At 66.0% G+C, this 17,652-nt stretch carries 19 protein-coding genes; 8 read left to right on the plus strand and 11 right to left on the minus strand.

Going from position 1 to position 17,652, the window contains the following annotated elements:
* From ACRDU5_RS14055 to ACRDU5_RS14065, 3 genes are all read left to right on the plus strand, one after another.
* The coding region (locus ACRDU5_RS14055; RefSeq protein WP_526615181.1) for a carboxylesterase family protein at positions 1–495 on the plus strand (495 nt) is incomplete at its 5' end.
* Positions 496–539: 44 nt separating this feature from the next.
* Positions 540–2,504 (plus strand): primary-amine oxidase, encoded by a 1,965-nt coding sequence (locus ACRDU5_RS14060; protein WP_526615182.1) that lies wholly within the window; start codon positions 540–542, stop codon positions 2,502–2,504.
* Position 2,505: 1 nt separating this feature from the next.
* Positions 2,506–4,473, plus strand: coding sequence for a DUF7064 domain-containing protein (locus ACRDU5_RS14065; RefSeq protein ID WP_526615183.1), 1,968 nt, complete (start codon positions 2,506–2,508; stop codon positions 4,471–4,473).
* A gap of 6 nt (positions 4,474–4,479) precedes the next feature.
* Here ACRDU5_RS14065 and ACRDU5_RS14070 read toward each other — a convergent pair whose 3' ends face one another.
* Both ACRDU5_RS14070 and ACRDU5_RS14075 read right to left on the minus strand, forming a co-directional pair.
* A complete protein-coding gene (locus tag ACRDU5_RS14070; RefSeq protein ID WP_526615184.1) occupies positions 4,480–5,361 on the minus strand; it encodes an SCO6745 family protein in 882 nt (293 codons plus the stop codon).
* A gap of 8 nt (positions 5,362–5,369) precedes the next feature.
* Positions 5,370–6,092 carry a FadR/GntR family transcriptional regulator gene (locus ACRDU5_RS14075; RefSeq protein WP_526615186.1) on the minus strand — a complete coding sequence of 241 codons (723 nt, stop codon included), beginning with the start codon at positions 6,090–6,092 and terminating at the stop codon, positions 5,370–5,372.
* A 124-nt stretch (positions 6,093–6,216) separates the two neighbouring features.
* Between ACRDU5_RS14075 and ACRDU5_RS14080 the strand changes: the two genes are divergently transcribed.
* The gene (locus ACRDU5_RS14080; protein ID WP_526615187.1) at positions 6,217–6,735 is read left to right on the plus strand and encodes a gluconokinase; all 519 of its coding nucleotides are present in this window, start codon (positions 6,217–6,219) and stop codon (positions 6,733–6,735) included.
* 157 nt (positions 6,736–6,892) lie between these two features.
* Here ACRDU5_RS14080 and ACRDU5_RS14085 read toward each other — a convergent pair whose 3' ends face one another.
* Genes ACRDU5_RS14085 through ACRDU5_RS14095 form a run of 3 tightly spaced genes read right to left on the minus strand, consistent with a single transcriptional unit; the run spans position 6,893 to position 8,755 of the window.
* Entirely contained in the window at positions 6,893–7,615 is a 723-nt protein-coding gene (locus ACRDU5_RS14085) for a DoxX family membrane protein (RefSeq protein WP_526615188.1), read from the minus strand.
* Between the two features lie 38 nt (positions 7,616–7,653).
* Complete coding sequence (locus tag ACRDU5_RS14090) at positions 7,654–8,157, minus strand: DUF6328 family protein (RefSeq protein ID WP_526615189.1); 504 nt, start codon at positions 8,155–8,157, stop codon at positions 7,654–7,656.
* Positions 8,158–8,206: 49 nt separating this feature from the next.
* A complete protein-coding gene (locus ACRDU5_RS14095) occupies positions 8,207–8,755 on the minus strand; it encodes a dihydrofolate reductase family protein (protein WP_526615190.1) in 549 nt (182 codons plus the stop codon).
* A 61-nt stretch (positions 8,756–8,816) separates the two neighbouring features.
* Here ACRDU5_RS14095 and ACRDU5_RS14100 point away from each other — a divergent pair, with 61 nt between their 5' ends.
* From ACRDU5_RS14100 to ACRDU5_RS14110, 3 genes are all read left to right on the plus strand, one after another.
* Positions 8,817–10,214: an FGGY family carbohydrate kinase gene (locus tag ACRDU5_RS14100; protein ID WP_526615191.1), complete on the plus strand. Its 1,398-nt coding sequence runs from the start codon at positions 8,817–8,819 to the stop codon at positions 10,212–10,214.
* Positions 10,215–10,330: 116 nt separating this feature from the next.
* Entirely contained in the window at positions 10,331–10,561 is a 231-nt protein-coding gene (locus tag ACRDU5_RS14105) for a DUF6400 family protein (protein WP_526615192.1), read from the plus strand.
* Positions 10,548–10,781 carry a hypothetical protein gene (locus ACRDU5_RS14110; RefSeq protein WP_526615193.1) on the plus strand — a complete coding sequence of 78 codons (234 nt, stop codon included), beginning with the start codon at positions 10,548–10,550 and terminating at the stop codon, positions 10,779–10,781. The genes ACRDU5_RS14105 and ACRDU5_RS14110 overlap by 14 nt, the downstream gene beginning before the upstream one ends.
* 15 nt (positions 10,782–10,796) lie before the next feature.
* On the opposite strand, the gene ACRDU5_RS14115 is transcribed toward ACRDU5_RS14110, so the two are convergent.
* The 3 genes from ACRDU5_RS14115 to ACRDU5_RS14125 are packed head-to-tail and all read right to left on the minus strand — an operon-like array spanning position 10,797 to position 13,644.
* Positions 10,797–12,209 (minus strand): Nramp family divalent metal transporter, encoded by a 1,413-nt coding sequence (locus tag ACRDU5_RS14115; RefSeq protein WP_526615194.1) that lies wholly within the window; start codon positions 12,207–12,209, stop codon positions 10,797–10,799.
* Positions 12,210–12,268: 59 nt separating this feature from the next.
* Positions 12,269–13,192 carry a LysR family transcriptional regulator gene (locus ACRDU5_RS14120; protein WP_526615195.1) on the minus strand — a complete coding sequence of 308 codons (924 nt, stop codon included), beginning with the start codon at positions 13,190–13,192 and terminating at the stop codon, positions 12,269–12,271.
* 2 nt (positions 13,193–13,194) lie between these two features.
* Positions 13,195–13,644, minus strand: coding sequence for a nuclear transport factor 2 family protein (locus tag ACRDU5_RS14125; RefSeq protein ID WP_526615196.1), 450 nt, complete (start codon positions 13,642–13,644; stop codon positions 13,195–13,197).
* Between the two features lie 68 nt (positions 13,645–13,712).
* Here ACRDU5_RS14125 and ACRDU5_RS14130 point away from each other — a divergent pair, with 68 nt between their 5' ends.
* Positions 13,713–14,582: an EamA family transporter gene (locus ACRDU5_RS14130; protein WP_526615197.1), complete on the plus strand. Its 870-nt coding sequence runs from the start codon at positions 13,713–13,715 to the stop codon at positions 14,580–14,582.
* Between the two features lie 84 nt (positions 14,583–14,666).
* On the opposite strand, the gene ACRDU5_RS14135 is transcribed toward ACRDU5_RS14130, so the two are convergent.
* From ACRDU5_RS14135 to ACRDU5_RS14145, 3 genes are read right to left on the minus strand one after another with little or no spacing between them, the layout of a single operon-like run.
* Positions 14,667–15,524: an ABC transporter permease gene (locus ACRDU5_RS14135; protein WP_526615198.1), complete on the minus strand. Its 858-nt coding sequence runs from the start codon at positions 15,522–15,524 to the stop codon at positions 14,667–14,669.
* A 22-nt stretch (positions 15,525–15,546) separates the two neighbouring features.
* On the minus strand, positions 15,547–16,422 hold the full coding sequence (locus ACRDU5_RS14140) for an ABC transporter permease (protein WP_526615199.1): 876 nt from the start codon (positions 16,420–16,422) through the stop codon (positions 15,547–15,549).
* A 4-nt stretch (positions 16,423–16,426) separates the two neighbouring features.
* Positions 16,427–17,608: an ABC transporter substrate-binding protein gene (locus ACRDU5_RS14145; protein WP_526615201.1), complete on the minus strand. Its 1,182-nt coding sequence runs from the start codon at positions 17,606–17,608 to the stop codon at positions 16,427–16,429.
* Positions 17,609–17,652: the final 44 nt, after the last annotated feature.

A 17,652-nucleotide genomic window follows, 5' to 3' on the forward strand; every position in this document is an offset into this window, starting at 1 on the left:
TTGCTGGCCGATGTGGAACCGGCACAGCGGGAACGCATTACCGCGGCCTATCCGGGCTATCCGGATCCGGCCGCGTGTATCCAACTCGGCGGTGACTTCGCATTCGGGTCGGCGGCGTGGCAGATAGCCGAGGCGCACAGCGCGCACGCACCGACTTACCTGTACCGGTATGACTACGCGCCGCGCACGCTGCGCTGGTCGGGTCTGGGCGCCACCCACGCCACGGAACTCCTGGCCGTGTTCGACGTGTATCGCACCCGGTTCGGCTCATTGCTCACCGCGGCCGCCGACCGCAGGGCGGCACTGCGGGTCAGCGACGACGTGCAATCGCGGTGGCGGCAATTCAGCCGCACCGGAGTGCCCGGCGAGGACTGGCCGGCCTACGCCGACCCCGATCGAGCGGTGATGGTGTTCGACCGCCGCTCCAGGGTCGAACACGACCCGGACGCCGACCGGCGACTCGCCTGGGAAGGTTTCTCGCTGGCCGCACGGTAACCGAAGTTCCTGCGCAGATTCGGCCGATGTGATTGCGTGATCGGGTGGACTACCCATTGGATCCGCTCTCTGGTGACGAGTTCACGGCGGTGGCAACAATCCTGCGGCGCGAGCACGACGTAGTCGCCGGAGCCGCTGGGTCGGCGACATCAGACCTGGGTTGGCGGATCGCCTCGATCGAACTGGTCGAGCCGGGCAAGGCCGAATTGGCGGCGTTCGACGACGGCGGGACGACTCCGTCGCGCCGCGCCGCGGTGATCTGCCTGCAGCGCGCCAACAACGCCACCTACAAGGGCGTGGTGTCGCTGACCGACAACCGTGTCGAATCGTTCGAACACATCCCGGGCGTGCAAGCGAACTTCACCGTCGACGAGTTCGTCGAGTGCGACCAACTGGTGCGCAACCACCCCGATGTCATCGCCGCACTGGCCAAGCGCGGCATCACCGACATGGACCTGGTGTTCATGGACACCTGGACGTACGGCGACGCCGTGGCTCCGCCGGAATATCGCGACCGGCGGCTGGGCTGGTCGGACACCTGGCACAAGGACGCGCCCGGCGCCAACCCCTACGCGCATCCGGTGAGCGGGCTGCACGCCGTCATCGACCTCAACTCGATGGAGGTGCTGCGGGTCGAGGACAACGGCGGAGTGGACGAACCCGACGTGATGGGCGAATACGTGCCCAAGCACATCCCCGAACGGATCCGCTCGGCGTCGCGCCGCGAGCCGCTCAAGCCGCTGCACCTCACCCAGCCGGAAGGAGTGTCGTTCACCCTGGACGGCAACCTGCTGCAGTGGCAGAACTGGTCGCTTCGGATCGGCTTCAACCATCGCGAGGGGATGACCCTGCACACCATCCGCTACCGCGACGGCGACCGGGTCCGCTCTGTGGCACATCGGATTTCGCTGGCCGAGATGGTCGTGCCCTACCGGGACGCGTCCGAGGACCATTACCGGCGCACCGCATTCGACATCGGCGAGTGGGGCCTGGGCTTCATGACGACATCGCTGGAACTGGGCTGCGACTGCCTCGGCGAGATCCGATACCTGGACGCGGTGCTGCACAACAGCAAGGGCGAGCCGTACACCATCGCCAACGCCGTCTGCATCCACGAGGAAGACAACGCCGTGCTGTGGAAGCATGTCGACCACGACGCGGGTGCCGAGGTGCGGCGGATGCGACGTTTGACGGTGTCGTCGCACATCACCGTCGCCAACTACGAGTACCTCATCTACTGGCGGCTCTACCAGGACGGCAACATCGAGTGCGAAATCCGGGCCACCGGCATCATGGTGACGACACCGGTGGCTGCGGGTCAGCCGCATCCGAACGGCACCCTGGTCGACGAACGCACGTATGCGCCCTTCCACCAACACTTTCTGGTGGCACGACTGGATCTGGACATCGACGGCGGCGACAACACGGTCTACATGTCGGAGTCCTATGCCGAGCCGATGGGCCCGGATAACCCGCATGGACTTTCGCTGGTGCTGCGCGACATCGCACTGCGAACAGAGAGCGAAGGCAAACAGGACGTCAGCTTCGCAACACAGCGATCATGGAAAGTGGTGAACACCAACGTCGTCAACGGGCTCGGCACGCACCCGTCGTACAAGTTGGTTCCCGGCGGTGCCATTCCGATGATGTTCGATCCAGATTCTCCGGTCTTCCAGCGTGCCAATGTGATAGGACACACCTTGTGGGTAACCCCGAATCATCCCGACGAACGTTGGCCCGCAGGTGAATTCGTCAATCAGTCCTCGAAAGACACCGGCCTCGCCGAATGGACGAAGGCGGATCGCAACATCGAGAACACCGATGTGGTGCTCTGGTACGTCTTCGGCATCCACCACATCACCAGGCCCGAGGACTGGCCGGTGATGCCTGTCGACGTGGTCTTCTTCTGGCTCAAGCCGTACGGGTTCTTCGACCGCAACCCGGCGCTCGACGTGGTGGGCACGCCGCCCGACACCTGCCACACGGACAGCACGAGTGCCCAGCACTAGGGTGGAGCGCCCGGCGGACCTGACCGCGGAGTGGCTGACAACCGCCGTCGGCGCCGGCACGGTCGAACGCTTCAGCACCGAGCGGATCGGCACCGGCCAGATGAGCGAGTGCTACCGCATCACGATGGCTTACTCCGACGAAGCGGCCGGTCCGGAATCGGTGGTGCTGAAGGTCGCCGCCACCGACCAGGTCAGCAGGCAGACCGGCCTGGCACTGGGTCTATACGAACGCGAAGTGCGGTTCTACACCGATATCGCGCCCCGGATCGGCGGTCCGCTGGCACCCTGTTACGACGCCGGTTTCGACGCCGAATCGGGTGTGTTCCATCTGCTGCTCGGCGACGCCGGCCCTGCGGTGGTCGGCGACGAAATCCGCGGCGCGACAATCGAACAGGCGACGCTGGCGCTCAGTGAGCTGGGGCGGCTGCATGCGCCGCTACTGGGCGACAGTGCGATGGCGGAAGCGCAGTGGCTCAACCGCGAGTCGCCGATGAACCAGGCGCTGATCGGGCAGCTGTATGCCGGGTTCGCCGAGCGCTACCGCGAGCGCATCGCGCCCGAGCACCGCGCGGTGTGCGAACGCCTGGTCGCCGGCTTCGACGGCTACATCGCCGACGCCGCCGATCGCGTCCAGGGCCTGGTCCACGGTGACTTTCGGTTGGACAACATGCTTTTCGGCGAGCAGGGCGCCGATCGGCCGCTCACGGTGGTGGATTGGCAGACCGTCACCTGGGGGCCGGCGATGACCGATGTCGCTTACTTCCTCGGCTGCGCGCTGCCGGTGGCGCAGCGCCGCGACCACTACGAGGCACTGCTGCGCGCCTACCACGACGCGTTGGGGCCAGATGCCGCGGTGAGTCTGGAAGATGTTCGCGAAGGTGTTCGCCGGCAGAGCTTCTTCGGCGTGATGATGGCGATCGTGTCGTCCATGCTCGTCGAACGCACCGAGCGCGGCGACGAGATGTTCATGGTCATGTTGCAGCGACATGCCCAGCACGTGCTCGACACCGATGCCATCGCGATGCTGCCCGAGCCGTCGAGTCCCGCGCCGCTGCAACCGTCGGCCGGGGACGAGGACGCTCACCCCGCCGGTGAGGAGCCGCTCTGGAGCGAGAGTTGGTATGCCGATTTCGTCGACGAACGGCAGGGCGTGGGCGGCTGGTTCCGGCTTGGCGTGATCCCGAATGAGAACACCGCGTGGGTCAACGCCCTGCTGTGCGGGCCCGACATGCCCACCATCGCCGCCAACGACTTCGACGCGCGAGTACCCGACGATCCCGGTGTGGTGCACACCGGTGACCTTGAGCTCACCCAGACGGCCACCGAACCGTTGCGGGTCTACCACGTCAGCCTGCGAGGTCACGCCCGGGCCCATGACGACCCGGCCGCGCTGTTGCGGGGCGAACCGGGGCGGCCGGTCGAGCTGGCCATGGACCTGACCTGGACGACGGTCGGCATCCCGTACCGGTACCGGCTGACGTCGCGGTACGAGATTCCGTGCACGGTGTCGGGCAGCGTGTCCGCCGACGGCCGGACGTACTCCGTGCAGGGCGTGCCGGGTCAGCGCGACCACTCCTGGGGTGTGCGGGACTGGTGGAGCATGGATTGGGTATGGAGCGCGCTGCACCTGGACGACGGCTGCCATCTGCACGGTGTGGACCTGCGGATTCCCGGATCACCGCCGATCGGCGTCGGTTACATCCAGCCGCCCGGCGAGCCGCTCATCGAACTGCAAACTGTGTCGGCACGGGAAACCTTCGGCGACAACGGTTTACCGCTAACGACGATCCTGAGTCTCGATCCCGGTGACGTCGCTGCGACGGTTGACATCCGCGGGCACGCACCGGTGCGGCTGACCGCGGCCGACGGCCGGGTGAGCCAATTCCCGCGCGCCTGGGCGACTGTCAGCACCACCGACGGCCGTCGCGGTGTCGGCTGGCTGGAATGGAACCGCAGTCAGCGGCCCTGAACTCGTTCAGGCCAGATCGGCGCTGTCGTCGAGGCCGTCTCGACTCAGGCCCATCGGTGTGTCGATCGGGAGGTCGCCGGCCGCGACGACCGCCCTGGTGATCGGGGTGAGAGTCCGGAAGAGCTGCTCGACCTCGGCGTCGTCCAGCGCGTCGAGCGCGGTCAACGCCAGCGCATCGGTGGTGTCCTCGATGCTTTGCTCGAGGGCGCGGCCGGCATCGGTCAGTGCGCCGTCACGGTCCAGCAGGCCGCGTCGGGCCAGCCGGTCTTGGTAGTGGCGCCACTGCTCGTCGTCGTAGTGACGGCTGCGCTCGATCATCTCCCGCGTGACCCGACCCGCCACCGCATGCAGCACGTTGGCCTCGCGACCGCTGATGCCGGATGCGGCCAACACCGCCACATGCCCGTCGCCGCGCTGTTCTCGTAACAGCGTGGCCGCATGCCACAGCGCGGCCAGCGGTTCGGACGGCCACGACAGCGCGAGATTGGCGGCGAACAACGGGCGGGCGTCGAGCGGGGCACCGCGCGCCGCCTTGCCGGCCAGTTCGGCTGCGATGCGAACGCCGTCGTCGGTAAGGCCGTACCGCCGCAACGCGGCGACGGCCGAGTCCTCGCGGGCCCGCAACGCCGCTGCGGGAGATGCGATCTCCCAGGCGGCCGGCAGTGACTTGGCGACCCGGTCGGGCGCGAAGTTGTAGAACAGCGCCGACACCACTTCGGCCGGCACGACGCCCAGCGGCGCCGACCGACCGGCGAAGTATCCCATCCAGAAGCCCCGGAAGCCGAGGCCGTCGAAGGCCGCGCGGGCTTCCGGCGAAAAGTAGGTGACGGCGTGCACCGGCTCGAACCGATTGAAGAGGCGGCGGGCCAGTCGGGGATCTCTGTTCACGTCCGCAGTTAATCATCGCGGCGGCGCTCCGGTGCGAACTCGTCCGCCACCGCCGCTGCGTCGATGATCGCGCGCATGGCGCGTTCGGCGGCTTCCTCGTCGCGTAGCCGGATGGCCCGGGCAACCTCGTCATGTAGTTCGATGACCGCGGGGTTCGGTGTCGCCGGCATCATGTGACGATGGGTTTGGCCGGTGAGGATTTCGGCCACCATGTCGTTGAGCGCGCGGAACATCTCGTTGCCGCTGGCTTCCAGCAGCGTGCGGTGAAAGACCTTGTCGGCCAGTAGGTAAGACTCGAGATCGCCGGATCGGCCATGCATCACCATGTCCGACACTGCCGCGGCCATCACCCGGCACTGATGCGGGTCGGCACGGCGTGCGGCCAGAGCCGCTGCCGCCGGTTCGAAGCCACGGCGCAGCTCGGATAGCGTTACCAAAAGCGCTGCGCGGTTACCGGATTCGAGCCGCCAACGAATCACCCTTGGGTCGAAGACATTCCAGTCCTCCGACGGCTGGATGGTGATGCCGACCCGGCGGCGGGATGCGACCATGCCCATCGATTCGAGCACTCGGATGGCTTCGCGGGCGACGCTGCGTGACACGCCATGCTCGGTGCTCACTCCCTCCAGAGTGAGCACCTGCCCGGCCGGGTACTTTCCGGACGCGATGCGGGCGCCGAGGACAGTCAGCAGGTTCCGGTGCAACGCGCCGACGTTTGATGGCGAGGCCACCCATACATCTTGTCATAGGTTTGCCAACGTCACTAAGAACAGATGTTTTTGTGACTGACTCTACGATAGTATGATGATTAGTGCATGCCGTGTGCCGCCAGGACAACTGGTTAGGTGGAGGGGGATGGCTTCACCAATCGTCGTCATGGGTGTGTCCGGCTCCGGCAAGTCCGCGGTTGGCGCGGCGCTGGGTCAACGTCTGCGGGTGCCGTTCGCAGACGCCGACGACTTTCACCCGCCGGCCAACATCGCCAAGATGACGGCCGGCGAGCCGCTTAGCGACGACGACCGGTACCCGTGGTTGGAAGCCATCGGAGAGTGGTTGGCGGCGCGCCGGGACAGCGGCGGCGTGATGAGCTGCTCGGCGCTCAAGCGAATGTATCGCGACCAACTGCGACGGCATTGCCCGGACGTGATTCTGCTTCATCTCACCGGCTCGCCGGAGGTGATCGCCAGGCGCCAGGCCAGCCGGCCGGGGCACTTCATGCCCGCAGCACTGCTGGCATCCCAGTTCCAAACACTCGAGCCCCTCGAGCCCGGTGAACGCGGCGTCACCATTGACGTCGACCAGGACATCGATTCCATCGTGGAAACCTATCTCGCGTTATCCGCTTCCGGCGCAACCGAACGGGAGAAGAATTGACAAGTACGGAACCGCCGACACAAACGTGAAGGCGCTACGGACCGCCGACTTCGCCACGAAGTGAAGGTCAGTACACCGGAGAGCAGGCCGATGATCGCCGATGATCCCAAACTTGCCGCCACTCACGCGGTCCGGGCGGCTAACGATGCGGCCGAAGTCAGGCCCAGCGGCGGCGACGTTGCTTAGTTTGGGTGCGGGCCGTGTCGGCCAGTTCACCGCCTCGCTCGCGGGCCACGTCGGCGAGTTCGGCGGCTCGCTCGCGTGCTACCTCCGCCAACTCGGGCGCTCGTTCGCGGGCGACGTGCGCGAGTTCACGTCCTCGCTCGGTGCCGACTTGGAGCCCGTGGCCCAACTTCTCGGCAATCGCGCTGTCGGCGAGATGTCCGCCCGACGCCGCCCCGGAGGGCACTGCCGCGGTCACCGCCTCGGACACCTTGCGGGCCGCGCGTCGGCCGCGCCAGCCGAGTGAAGGTTTGCCCTCGGTGTCCACGGTGGCGATGATCAGCCCGCCGAGCAGGCTGAGGTCGGTCATGAATGCGCGCCGCTCGTCGACCTTGCGCTGCGGATCGGACTCGTTCCAAAACATGTGTCCACCGAGGCTGCCGGGAATGACGGTGAATGCCAGCGCTGCGGACGCCAGCCGTGGCATCTTGCCGGTGGCGAGCAACAGTCCGCCACCGATCTGCACCGCGGCATTGATGCGGGCGAAGGCTTCGGCGTCAGTCGGCACATTCGTCCCGACGGGATCCGGCAGCTTGCGCATGCCGTCCAGCGCGGGACGGGCCGCATCCGCGGCGGGTTTGGGGTTCCGAAGTGCATCCACCCCTTGCCCGATGAAAGCCACTGAAAGTAGGGGACGGGCGATTCGTCGGATCAACATGGGCCAGGAGTTCCCCGGCGCAGCGCTTCACAAACCCGTCAGGAGTTGTCCTCCGGGGTCCTTTCCCGCATCGGCAGAAGGAACCAAAACAGGGTCAGGGCCACCAACAGGCATCCACCGGCAATCCACGCCCCGGTGGTTCCGACGACGAGGAAGAAGACCATGATCGCGACGCCGGCCAGCGCGATGCCCAACAACATCAATCCGGCAATGGCATAGCCATGGGAGGCCGACACCAGCACGCTCAACCGATGCCGGCGAAACAGCACCCGATGCATGCCGACCGGCGCCACCAGCAACGCCGTCGCTCCGAGCGAGCACGAAACGGTGACCAGGTACACGCCGCGCATCACGCCGTCAAGCTCGGTGAATCGCTCCTGGAACGGCAGGATCAACAAGAACCCGGTGAGCAACTGGACACCCGTCTGCGCGACCCGCAACTCCTGCAGCAGGCTGGCCCAATTACGGTCCAGCCGTTCGGTTTCCGTCTCGGCGCGATCCGGGTCCCAGCGTTTGTGCGAACCCGGATGCTCGATGTCCATGCGCTGATTGTCGCAAGGCCAGCTCTCAAAGTGGCCCGATCGGTGGCATTCAGGTGGCGTAACGCAAGAGGGTAATCCCGGACCGGAACGACTTCGGCGGCTCGACCAACCTCAAAGTCGGAATCGACATGCCGTCGGGGACCAACCGGCGGCCGCGACCCTGAACGGCGGGGTAGACAAACAACCGGTATTCGTCCACCACGCCCGCGGCAATCAGGGTGTGCGCCAGGCTGATGCTGCCGGTGAGCACGATGTCTTTGCCCGGTTCTTCCTTGAGCGCTCGTGCGCGCTGCACCGGATCCCCGGTGAGCACCGTGGAGTTCTGCCAACCGGGATCGGTCATCGTCGACGACACCACGTACTTGGCCACGTCATTGAGGTAGTCGGTTATCCCGGTCGCATCGTCGGTCTGTTGCGGCCAGTAGCCGCGGAAATCTTCGAACGTCTGGCGCCCGACCAGCAGGGCGTCGGCCTGCTGGTCCTGGCGGTGCGATTCCTCCAGGATGTCGTCGTCCTGCAGCTGCGGGTCGAACCAGTCGTCGAGCATCTCGATCGACCCGTCCAGCGTCATGTTCTCGGTGATCACTAGCTTGCGCATATCCATATAGACGGTCTGGTGGCCCCGAAGTCATCGCGGTTTGGCTGACTACGCTGGGAACGTGGCTCTTGTTGCCGGGATCGACTCGTCTAGCCAGTCCTGCAAGGTGCTGGTGTGCGACGCCGACACCGGCGAGATCGTCCGCTCGGCGACGTCGCCGCATCCCGACGGCACCGAGGTAGCTCCGCAACTGTGGTGGGCCGCCCTGCAGGCGGCGATCAACGCCGCCGGCGGCCTTGATGACGTGGCGGCCTTTTCGGTGGCGGCCCAGCAGCACGGCATGGTGTGCCTCGACGAAGCCGGTGAGGTCGTTCGGGATGCGTTGCTGTGGAACGACACCCGGTCCAGTGCGGCTGCGGCGGCGCTGGTCGACGAGCTGGGTGGGCCGGGTGAATGGGCGAAGCGCGTCGGCGTGGTGCCGGTCGCCGCGATAACCGCCAGCAAACTGCGCTGGCTGGCCGAGCATGAACCCGCACACGCCGCGGCGACCGCCGCTGTCTGCCTGCCGCACGACTGGCTGACCTGGCAACTGGCCGGTGCGGCCGATATCGACGCGCTGCGCACCGACCGCAGCGATGCCAGCGGAACCGGGTACTTTTCCGCCGAATCCGATACCTACCAACACGATCTGCTCGAACTGGCGATGCAAGGCAGGCGGCCCGCGCTGCCGACGGTGCTCGGCCCGCACGACGCCGCCGGGCAGACGGCGAGCGGCGCGATGCTGGGCCCCGGCGCCGGCGACAACGCCGCCGCGGCGCTGGGTCTCGGTGCCCAACCCGGCGACTGCATCGTCTCGCTCGGCACGTCCGGCGTGGTGAGCGCCGTCGGGCAGGTCGCGCCGCACGACGCCGAGGGGATCGTGGCCGGGTTCGCCGATGCGACCGGCCGGCAGCTGCCGCTTGTCTGCACCCTCAACGGCGCGCCGGTGCTGGCCGCCGCGGCGACGGTGCTCGGCGTGGATTTCGAAGAGTTGGACCGACTGGCGTTGTCGGCGCCCGGCGGAGCGGAGGGGCTGACGCTGGTGCCGTACCTCGACGGCGAACGGTCGCCGAATCTGCCGGACGCCGCCGGCGCGCTGCACGGCATGACGACGCGCAATCTCACCGCGGCCAATGTGGCCCGCGCCGCGGTCGAGGGCCTGCTCAGTTCGATGGCGTACTGCATCGACAAGATTTCCGGGCAGGGCGTCGACGTCGAACGCATCATCTTGATCGGCGGTGGGGCGCGCTCGGAGGCGATCCGCGGCATCGCGCCGGCGATCTGGGGCAAACCGGTTCAGGTGCCGACGCCTGCGGAGTATGTGGCGCTGGGCGCCGCCAGGCAGGCGGCATGGTCACTATCGCGGGCGGATTTGCCGCCGGACTGGTCGTTCGGAATCACCGCGACGTTCACCGCTGACGCGACGCCCGAGGTGCTCGACCAGTATCGGCATGCCCAGCCGCTGACGCTCGGCCGCTGATCAACACGGTGTGACGAATTTCGCACTGTTGGCGTGACCTGATTCATTGCTTTTTCGCCCCAGGATAGGGCACCCTAACTTACTTAAATCGTGTGACTGAAGGATGACAGGTACCCATGGCCGACCTCGACTTTGCCTATGACATGACGCTGGACGAGGCGCGCCGACGCACCGCGGTGCTGGAGGCGATCGGTGACCACTGGGACCCGATCGAGGTCCTGGCCGAAGAGGAGAAGGCCTACGACATGCTCTACTCCGGCCTCGACGGCGAGCAGCAGCGCATCTACGACGAGCTGGTCAACGCCGGCGTGCTGCCCGACCGGGGAGGTGAGCGTGTTGCCGATTGATCCCACCGCCGACCGTGCCCGGCGCGCCTGGCTGGCGTGCCCGCTGTGTGACCACGGCCGTGACTGCGCGGTCTGCCAGAGCAGCCGGAATTGCGGAACGCATTGGCAATACCTGCTGAGTAACCGGGGCACGGTGGTGCATCTGCAATGCCCCGACTGTGCGTATCTGTGGTCCACCGATACCCGTAAACGCGTCGCCGCGAAGTCCAAAGCGGCCTGACCTGATCGCGGTAGGTCAACTTGTCAGGTTCTGATACTGCTGAATGATGACCAAAACCGAAAGCGTGCCGAATAGGGCGACCGCCCACACCAGCGCGAGGAGCCGCAGCCCACGGATCCGCAGCGGTCCAGACAAGATGGTGCGGTTGATCCAGATCAGAAGGCCGGAGTAGATGAACATCATCAATCCGCCGACGACAGCCGAGATGACGATCAGCACCAGCGGCTGGTCGAAGCCCACCAGCAGCACGACGCAGCCGATGAGCACGATCGCCCACACCAGCCCGAAGTAGAGCTTGCTCTCGTTGGCCTCGCGGACGTAGGCGGTCTTCAGCACATCGGCGACCAAGCGGCAGGTGTAGTCCACGATGCCGAGGGCCGCGGCGAACAGGGCGAACGCCCCGATCACCCAGAAGAACGCTCCGAACCATGCTCCGACGCTGTTTTTGAGCGCCTCGCCCTCGTCCTGCAGAAAGCCGATGTCGTCGCTTAGTTCCGGGTCGCCGAACACGGTGGCGTACGCGAGCAGGGAGGTGAAGAAGATCGATACGAACGTGATGAGCACGAACGTCGTCAGCTGCTCGGTGTTGGCGAAGCGCCACCACGTCCGCCACCGAGCGAGGTTCGACTCCGTCGGCTCGAAAATGAACCCGGTGCTGGGCGCCGCCTCGGGCTCGCCGGTGACCGGGCTTTCGATTCGTGGCACGTAGGCGCCCATGCCGAAGCCCTTGTCCCGGATCCAGTTGCTCTGCACCAGATTTTGCCCGCCGCCGCCTCCGGCGAAGGCCAACGCGCCGAGGAGTACCGCGAAGCCGAGCTCGGCGACGGGAATGCTGGCGGTGGTCACGATCTTGGGTACGTCACGCCAAGCGTCGGCGCCGACCGCCACCACCGCGCCGACGACGAAGAGCACGATTACCGCGGCGACCTTTAGCATCTGGATGCGCTCCAGCGCGACGTAGACGACCGGTGCCAGGGTCAAGATGACGGCGATGGACAGCAGCATGCCGATCGCGATGTAGTTTGCGTTACCGCCGAACAGGTACGTGACGAGGGTGGCCGAGCTGGTGGCCCAACCCGGCCACAGGTTGGCGAAGAACGTCATCAGAGCGAACACCAGGCCCCAGTGCCTCCAGTAGCGGCTGAAGCCGGTCAGCGCCGTCTCGCCGGTCGCCAGCGTGTAGCGCTCGATCTCCATGTTGATGAAGAACTGCGTGACGACGCCGACCAGGGCGGCCCAGACGAAGACCAGCCCGACCTGGGAGGCGATGTAGGGATACAGGATGAACTCGCCGCTGGCCAGGCCGACGCCGGCGGCGATCACTCCTGGGCCGATTAGCCGCCACCAGTTTGCCGGCGGCTCGGGCAGCTCGCGAACCTCCGGACGGGGCATGACTTTGGCCGGAAACTGGTCAGCCGCGGTACTCATGCATTCGTATTACCACACGGCTCATCCCTCATCCATTAGGTCAACGTGACGCCTATTCCTTAGGTGCGGACAGTGGGGCGGGGCCAATCTTGCTGTGCCGGCGGTCGGGCGGCGTGGGCGCGGAGCCGGTCGAGAATTAGCCGGAGTGGCGGCCAGCGGGAGCGGCCGTGTCGAGTTACGGCATAGGCGGTGAGGATAACCCTGGGATCCGACAGCGGCAGCACACGGATGCCTTCGCGGGTGGGTCGATTGATAGGCAGCAGTCCCACGCCGTAACCCGCCAGGATGAGGTCTTCGACGAGGTCGAGACTGTCGATCTGGTGGGCGATGCGCGGGGTGAAACCAGCAAGGGCCGCCAGTGTACGGACTGCGTCTTCGTCAGCGGTATTGCGTGAGTTGACAATCCACACAGAATCCGCATACGCGCTCACGTCGGCCACTGCGCTGGCAGCGATGCTGTCGGGGACACCCAATCCCCAGGGAGTTGACCACAAACCGACGGCTTCGAGCACCGGGTCGGGGGAGGCGGGTGCAAGGTTGTAGTCATAGGTGATGGCCAAGTCGAGGTCATCATTGACAAGCAGTTCGAACGCCTCGATGGGTTCGTACTCGCTAATCACGACATCGACTTGCGGGTGGGCGACGGACAGATCGTGCAGGATCGGCAGCAGGGATACGCGGATGCCGGTGGCGAAGCCGCCAACGCGAACGGTCCCGGCCGGCTCGGCGTCCGGATCGAGGTCCAGCCGGGCGGCGTCGACGGCGGCCAAGATGATGACCGCGTGATCGGCCAGCCGGCGACCGGCCGGAGTGAGACGCACTCGTCGACCATCCGGCTCAATCAGCTGTTCTCCGGCCTCCCTCGCCAGCGCCGCGATCTGCTGCGACACCGTCGACGTGGTGGTGTGGTGCGCCTCGGCGACCGCACGCATGGATCCGAGCCGTGACAGCGAAAGGAGTAGCTGCAGTCGCCGGGCGTCCATGACTAGCCGCGCATCAGGCTGTCGGCGGAGAACCCGTCCACGATCGCTTCGCGCGACGCGAACAGCCAGCGGTCCGCAACCGGAATCAGGACGTCCCGATACCGGCCCCAATGATCGACACCGATGTCGGTGAGAGCCAGAAAATAGCTACTCACTTCGACGCGGTCGCGAGCCACCGCACCGAACCGCACGCTCGAGACATGGTGTCGGACATGGGTCAAGGGCACCGGCCCTGCCCGGAACCGCTGCGCCTGGGCACCCAGGCCGGCCACGATTGCCGCCGGCCCGACCATCGGCTCCCCGCCGCTGAACTCGAGCACACCAGTCGGAGCGAAGCACGCCGCAATGTCGTCGAGTCGATTGCGGTCGGTGCCCGCCGTGTAGTCGGCCAGCGTCTGTCGGACGGACTCGCGGATCGAAAGTTCCCAGATCTCCACCCATCTACTGTTCATGATTATCGAACGGTATGTCCAGGAAAATCACGTGGACGCGAACGTTTGTGGTGTCGTTCAATGCAGGGGTGACCGACAACCAAGCCCGCACCGGAGCCCTGATGGCGATGGTGTCGATGCTGTGTGTGCAGCTCGGGCTCGCGATTGCCGTCACGTTGATCGACCGCATCGGCGTCGAGGGCGCCGCGTGGCTGCGGCTGGCATGGGCCGGCCTGCTGATGCTCGTCATCGTCCGGCCGCGCGCCGCGGCGTTCACCCGGAAAACTTTCGCGGTGTGCGTGGTGCTCGGGGTGGTCACCGCGGCGATCACCCTGTTGTTCATGGCCGCACTGGACCGGATCCCGTTGGGCACCGCCAGTGCGTTGGAGTTTCTCGGGCCGTTGGGAGTCGCGGTCGCGCATGGCAGGGGACGGCACCGCTTGGTGTGGCCCGGGCTTGCCGCCGTCGGTGTCGTGCTGCTCACCCAGCCATGGGATGGCGCCGTCGATCCGGTGGGCGTGCTGTACGCGCTCGGCGCGGCCGTCTGCTGGGCGGGCTACATCCTGCTCACCCAGCGGGTGGGCGACGAGGTCGCGGGCATCAACGGGTTGGGGGTGTCGATGCCGGTCGCTGCCCTGGTGGCGACCATCACCGTCGGCCCTGCGGTGTTCGACCGGATGACCCCGGACATCCTGCTGATCGGAATCGGCCTGGCGATCCTGTTGCCCGTGGTGCCGTTTGCGCTGGAGCTGCTGGCGCTGCGCCGGTTGACCACCGCCGCATTCGGGACGCTGATGGCCCTCGAGCCGGCGTTCGCGATGCTTGTCGGGCTGGTGATCCTGCACCAGGTGCCGGGCCCGGCGGGCGTGGTCGGCATATGCTTCGTCGTGGTCGCGGGCATCGGGGCGGCGCGCACCGGCGCCAGGTCCTCGCCGGTGCCGGCCGAAGTCAATTCTTGACGCCGACTTCTGCGTCAGGGTTGTGATGTGGTGCCCGCAACGACCATGGTGCAGATTTCGACGAATCGTCGTGAGATTCGAAGTTTAGCCTTCGAATCGCTTGCGCCGGTAGAGAGTTCCCACCGCCAGCAGGATCAGGCTGACCACCAATATGGCGGTGGCCAGCACGTTGATCTGCGGGGGAACCGCGGCCTTCACCGCCGCATTCACGTACAGCGGATATGTCACCGTCGACCCGCTGACGAAGTACGTGATGATGAAGTCGTCGAGCGACAGCGCGAACGACAGCATGCCGGCCGCGACGATGCCCGGGATGATCAGCGGCAGCGTGACTTTGAAGAATGTCCGGGTCGGGCTCGCGCCAAGATCCATCGAAGCGTCCTCGAGTGTCCAGTCGAACCCCCGCACCCGGGCCCGCACGGTCATCGCGATGAAGCTGATCTCGAACGCCACGTGCGCGATCAGGATGGTGGTGTAGCCGGCCGCCCAGCCGAAGTCGAGAAAGAGTGTCAGCAGCGCAGCGCCCATCACCACCTCGGGAGCGGTGAGGGGCAGTATCAGGAAGGTGTCGACCGCGGTCCTGCCACGGAAGCGTTGGCGCACAAGGGCTATGGCGAGCAGCGTGCCGAGCACCAACGCGATCAGGGTGGACACCGCGGCGACGTTGAGGCTGAGCTTCAGCGCGTTTGTCAGTGCCGGGTACTTGAACGGGTCTGCCCAGTTCTCCAGCGTGAAACCCTGCCAGGTGTAGTTGAACTTGCCCAGGGGCTTGTTGAACGAGAACAGGATGATCACGAAGATCGGCAGGAACAGATACACCAGCACCAGGCCCGCAACGATGCGCAGCAGCAGGTCGCCGATCTTTCGGTTGCCCCGCACCCGATTGGGTTTGGGCGGCTGCTCGGCCGCGGTGGCCACCGCCGCCCCGGCCTGCACCGTCACTTTTGCTCCTCGCGTGCGCGTGTCATACCAGCTCCTCCGTGCCCAGTGCTCGCGTGTAGAGCAGCACGCCGACCAGGATGATCGCCATCAGCACCAGGCTCAGCGCCGCGGCGGCCGGGTAATCCTTGACCACCAGGAACTGTTTCTGAATGACGTTGCCGATCATCGTGGTTCGCGTGCTGCCCAGATAGTCCGCGTTGATGAAGTCGCCGACCGCCGGGATGAACACGAGCATGCTGCCGGCCAGCACACCGGGCATCGACAGCGGCAGGATCACCTTGCGGAAGCTGCGCGGAGCCGTCGAGTACAGGTCCCTCGACGCCTCCAGCAGCCGCGGGTCGATCTTCTCCAGGCTCACATACAGCGGCAGGATCATGAAGATGATCCAGTTGTAGATCAGGCCGCCGATCACCGCCCAACTCGTCGACAGCAGCCGTCCCTCACTGGGCAGCAGCCCGATCGTGTTCAGCGCGCCGACCACCCAGCCGTCGTCGGCCAGGATGGTCTTCCACGCGATGGTGCGGATCAGGAACGTGACGAAGAACGGCAGAATGACCAGGCCGAGGATGAGATTCTTGTACCGGCCCGCCTTGAACGCGATGACGTAGGCGAGCGGATACGCCAGCAGCAGACACACCACCGTGGCGACCAGCGCGTACGTGAAGGACCGGATGATCTGGTCCCGATACTGGCTGAACGCGTCGAGATAATTGCCGAAGTCCCACGCGAACGTCAGCGTCGGCAGGTACACCGAACCGCCGGCCGACGACAACGAGGTGCGCGCCAGTGTGAAGAACGGCACCACGAAGAAGATCCCGAGGTACAGCAGGCCCGGCAGGATCATCAAGTACGGGGCGATCTTGCTCCGCTGCCGACCGCTGCTCGCGACACCTGCCATCTGGTCAGCCGCCGGTTACCGCTGCGTACAACGTATTCCACTCCTGGGTCTGCTCGTCGGACAGCGCCGCCCAGCCCTTCGACCTATCCAGTACCGCCTGGGGCGGATTGATCAGCGGATTGTTCGCAACAGCGGGATCGAGTTTGTTGAGCTCATCGGTCATGTCCGACAGCACCGGAACGAACTGCACGTACTCGATGAGCTTGGCGTAGTTCGGGCGCTCGTAGACGTAGTTGATCCAGGCTTCGGCCGCCTTCTGGTTCTGGGTGGTGTAGGGGATCACCATGGTGTCGACGAATGTCGTGGCACCCGACTCGGGGGCGACGAACTGAAGGTCGGGATTGTCGGCCTGCAGCTGCACGACGTCGCCCGAATATGCCTGCGCGATGACCACGTTCCCGGACGCGAGGTCCTCGGTGTAATCGTTGCCGGTGAATCGGCGGATATGTCCTTTGTCCTTCTGCTCCTTGACCAGGTCCACCGCTTTTTGAATCGACTCGGTGTTGGGATCCTCCACCGAGCCACCCTGCGACAGCATGATCATGCCCAGGCCGTCCTGGAAGTCGGAGAACAGGCTGACCTTCCCGGCGAAGGCGGGATCCCAGACTTCGTCCATGGTCTTGATATCGCGGCCGGTGGCCGCTCGGTTGTAGGCCAGACCGACAAGACCCGACATGTACGGCGCGCTGAACTTTCGGCCCTCGTCAACGCTGGCCTCCAACAGGTCGGGCCGGATGTTCTTCTTGTTCGGCACGCCCGCGTCGCTGATGTCGTTGAGCCAGCCGAGGCCGTGCAGGCGGACGGCCATGAACGTGGTGGGCACCGCCAGATCGGCACCGATGTCCTGCTTGCGCGACAGCGGTTCCTTGACCTTGGCGAACCACTGCTCGTTGTCGTTGAGGTCTTCCTTGTAGTCCACGGTGAGGCCCGAGGATTGCTGGAATTCGGCGATGAACCCGTCGGCCATGTACAGCGGCCAGTTCGAGATCCGCAGCGTGCCGCTGGCCGGCCCGGTCTCAGTCGGGGTGGTTTCCGACGGCCCGCTGTCCGAGCCGCACGCGGCCAGGAACGACGGGCCGAGTGTCAGCGCCGCGGCGGCCGCGGCGCCACCGCCGAGAAACCGCCTGCGGGTGGTCCGGTTGATCGCCAGTCGGGAGAGAAGTCGGGGATCGATCTCGTTGGCCATGGCTTCTGTGCCTTTCGTGATTCGGGAAAAGGTTGATTGACAGC

This window comes from Mycobacterium sp. (genome assembly GCF_050701515.1).
Lineage (GTDB): Bacteria > Actinomycetota > Actinomycetes > Mycobacteriales > Mycobacteriaceae > Mycobacterium.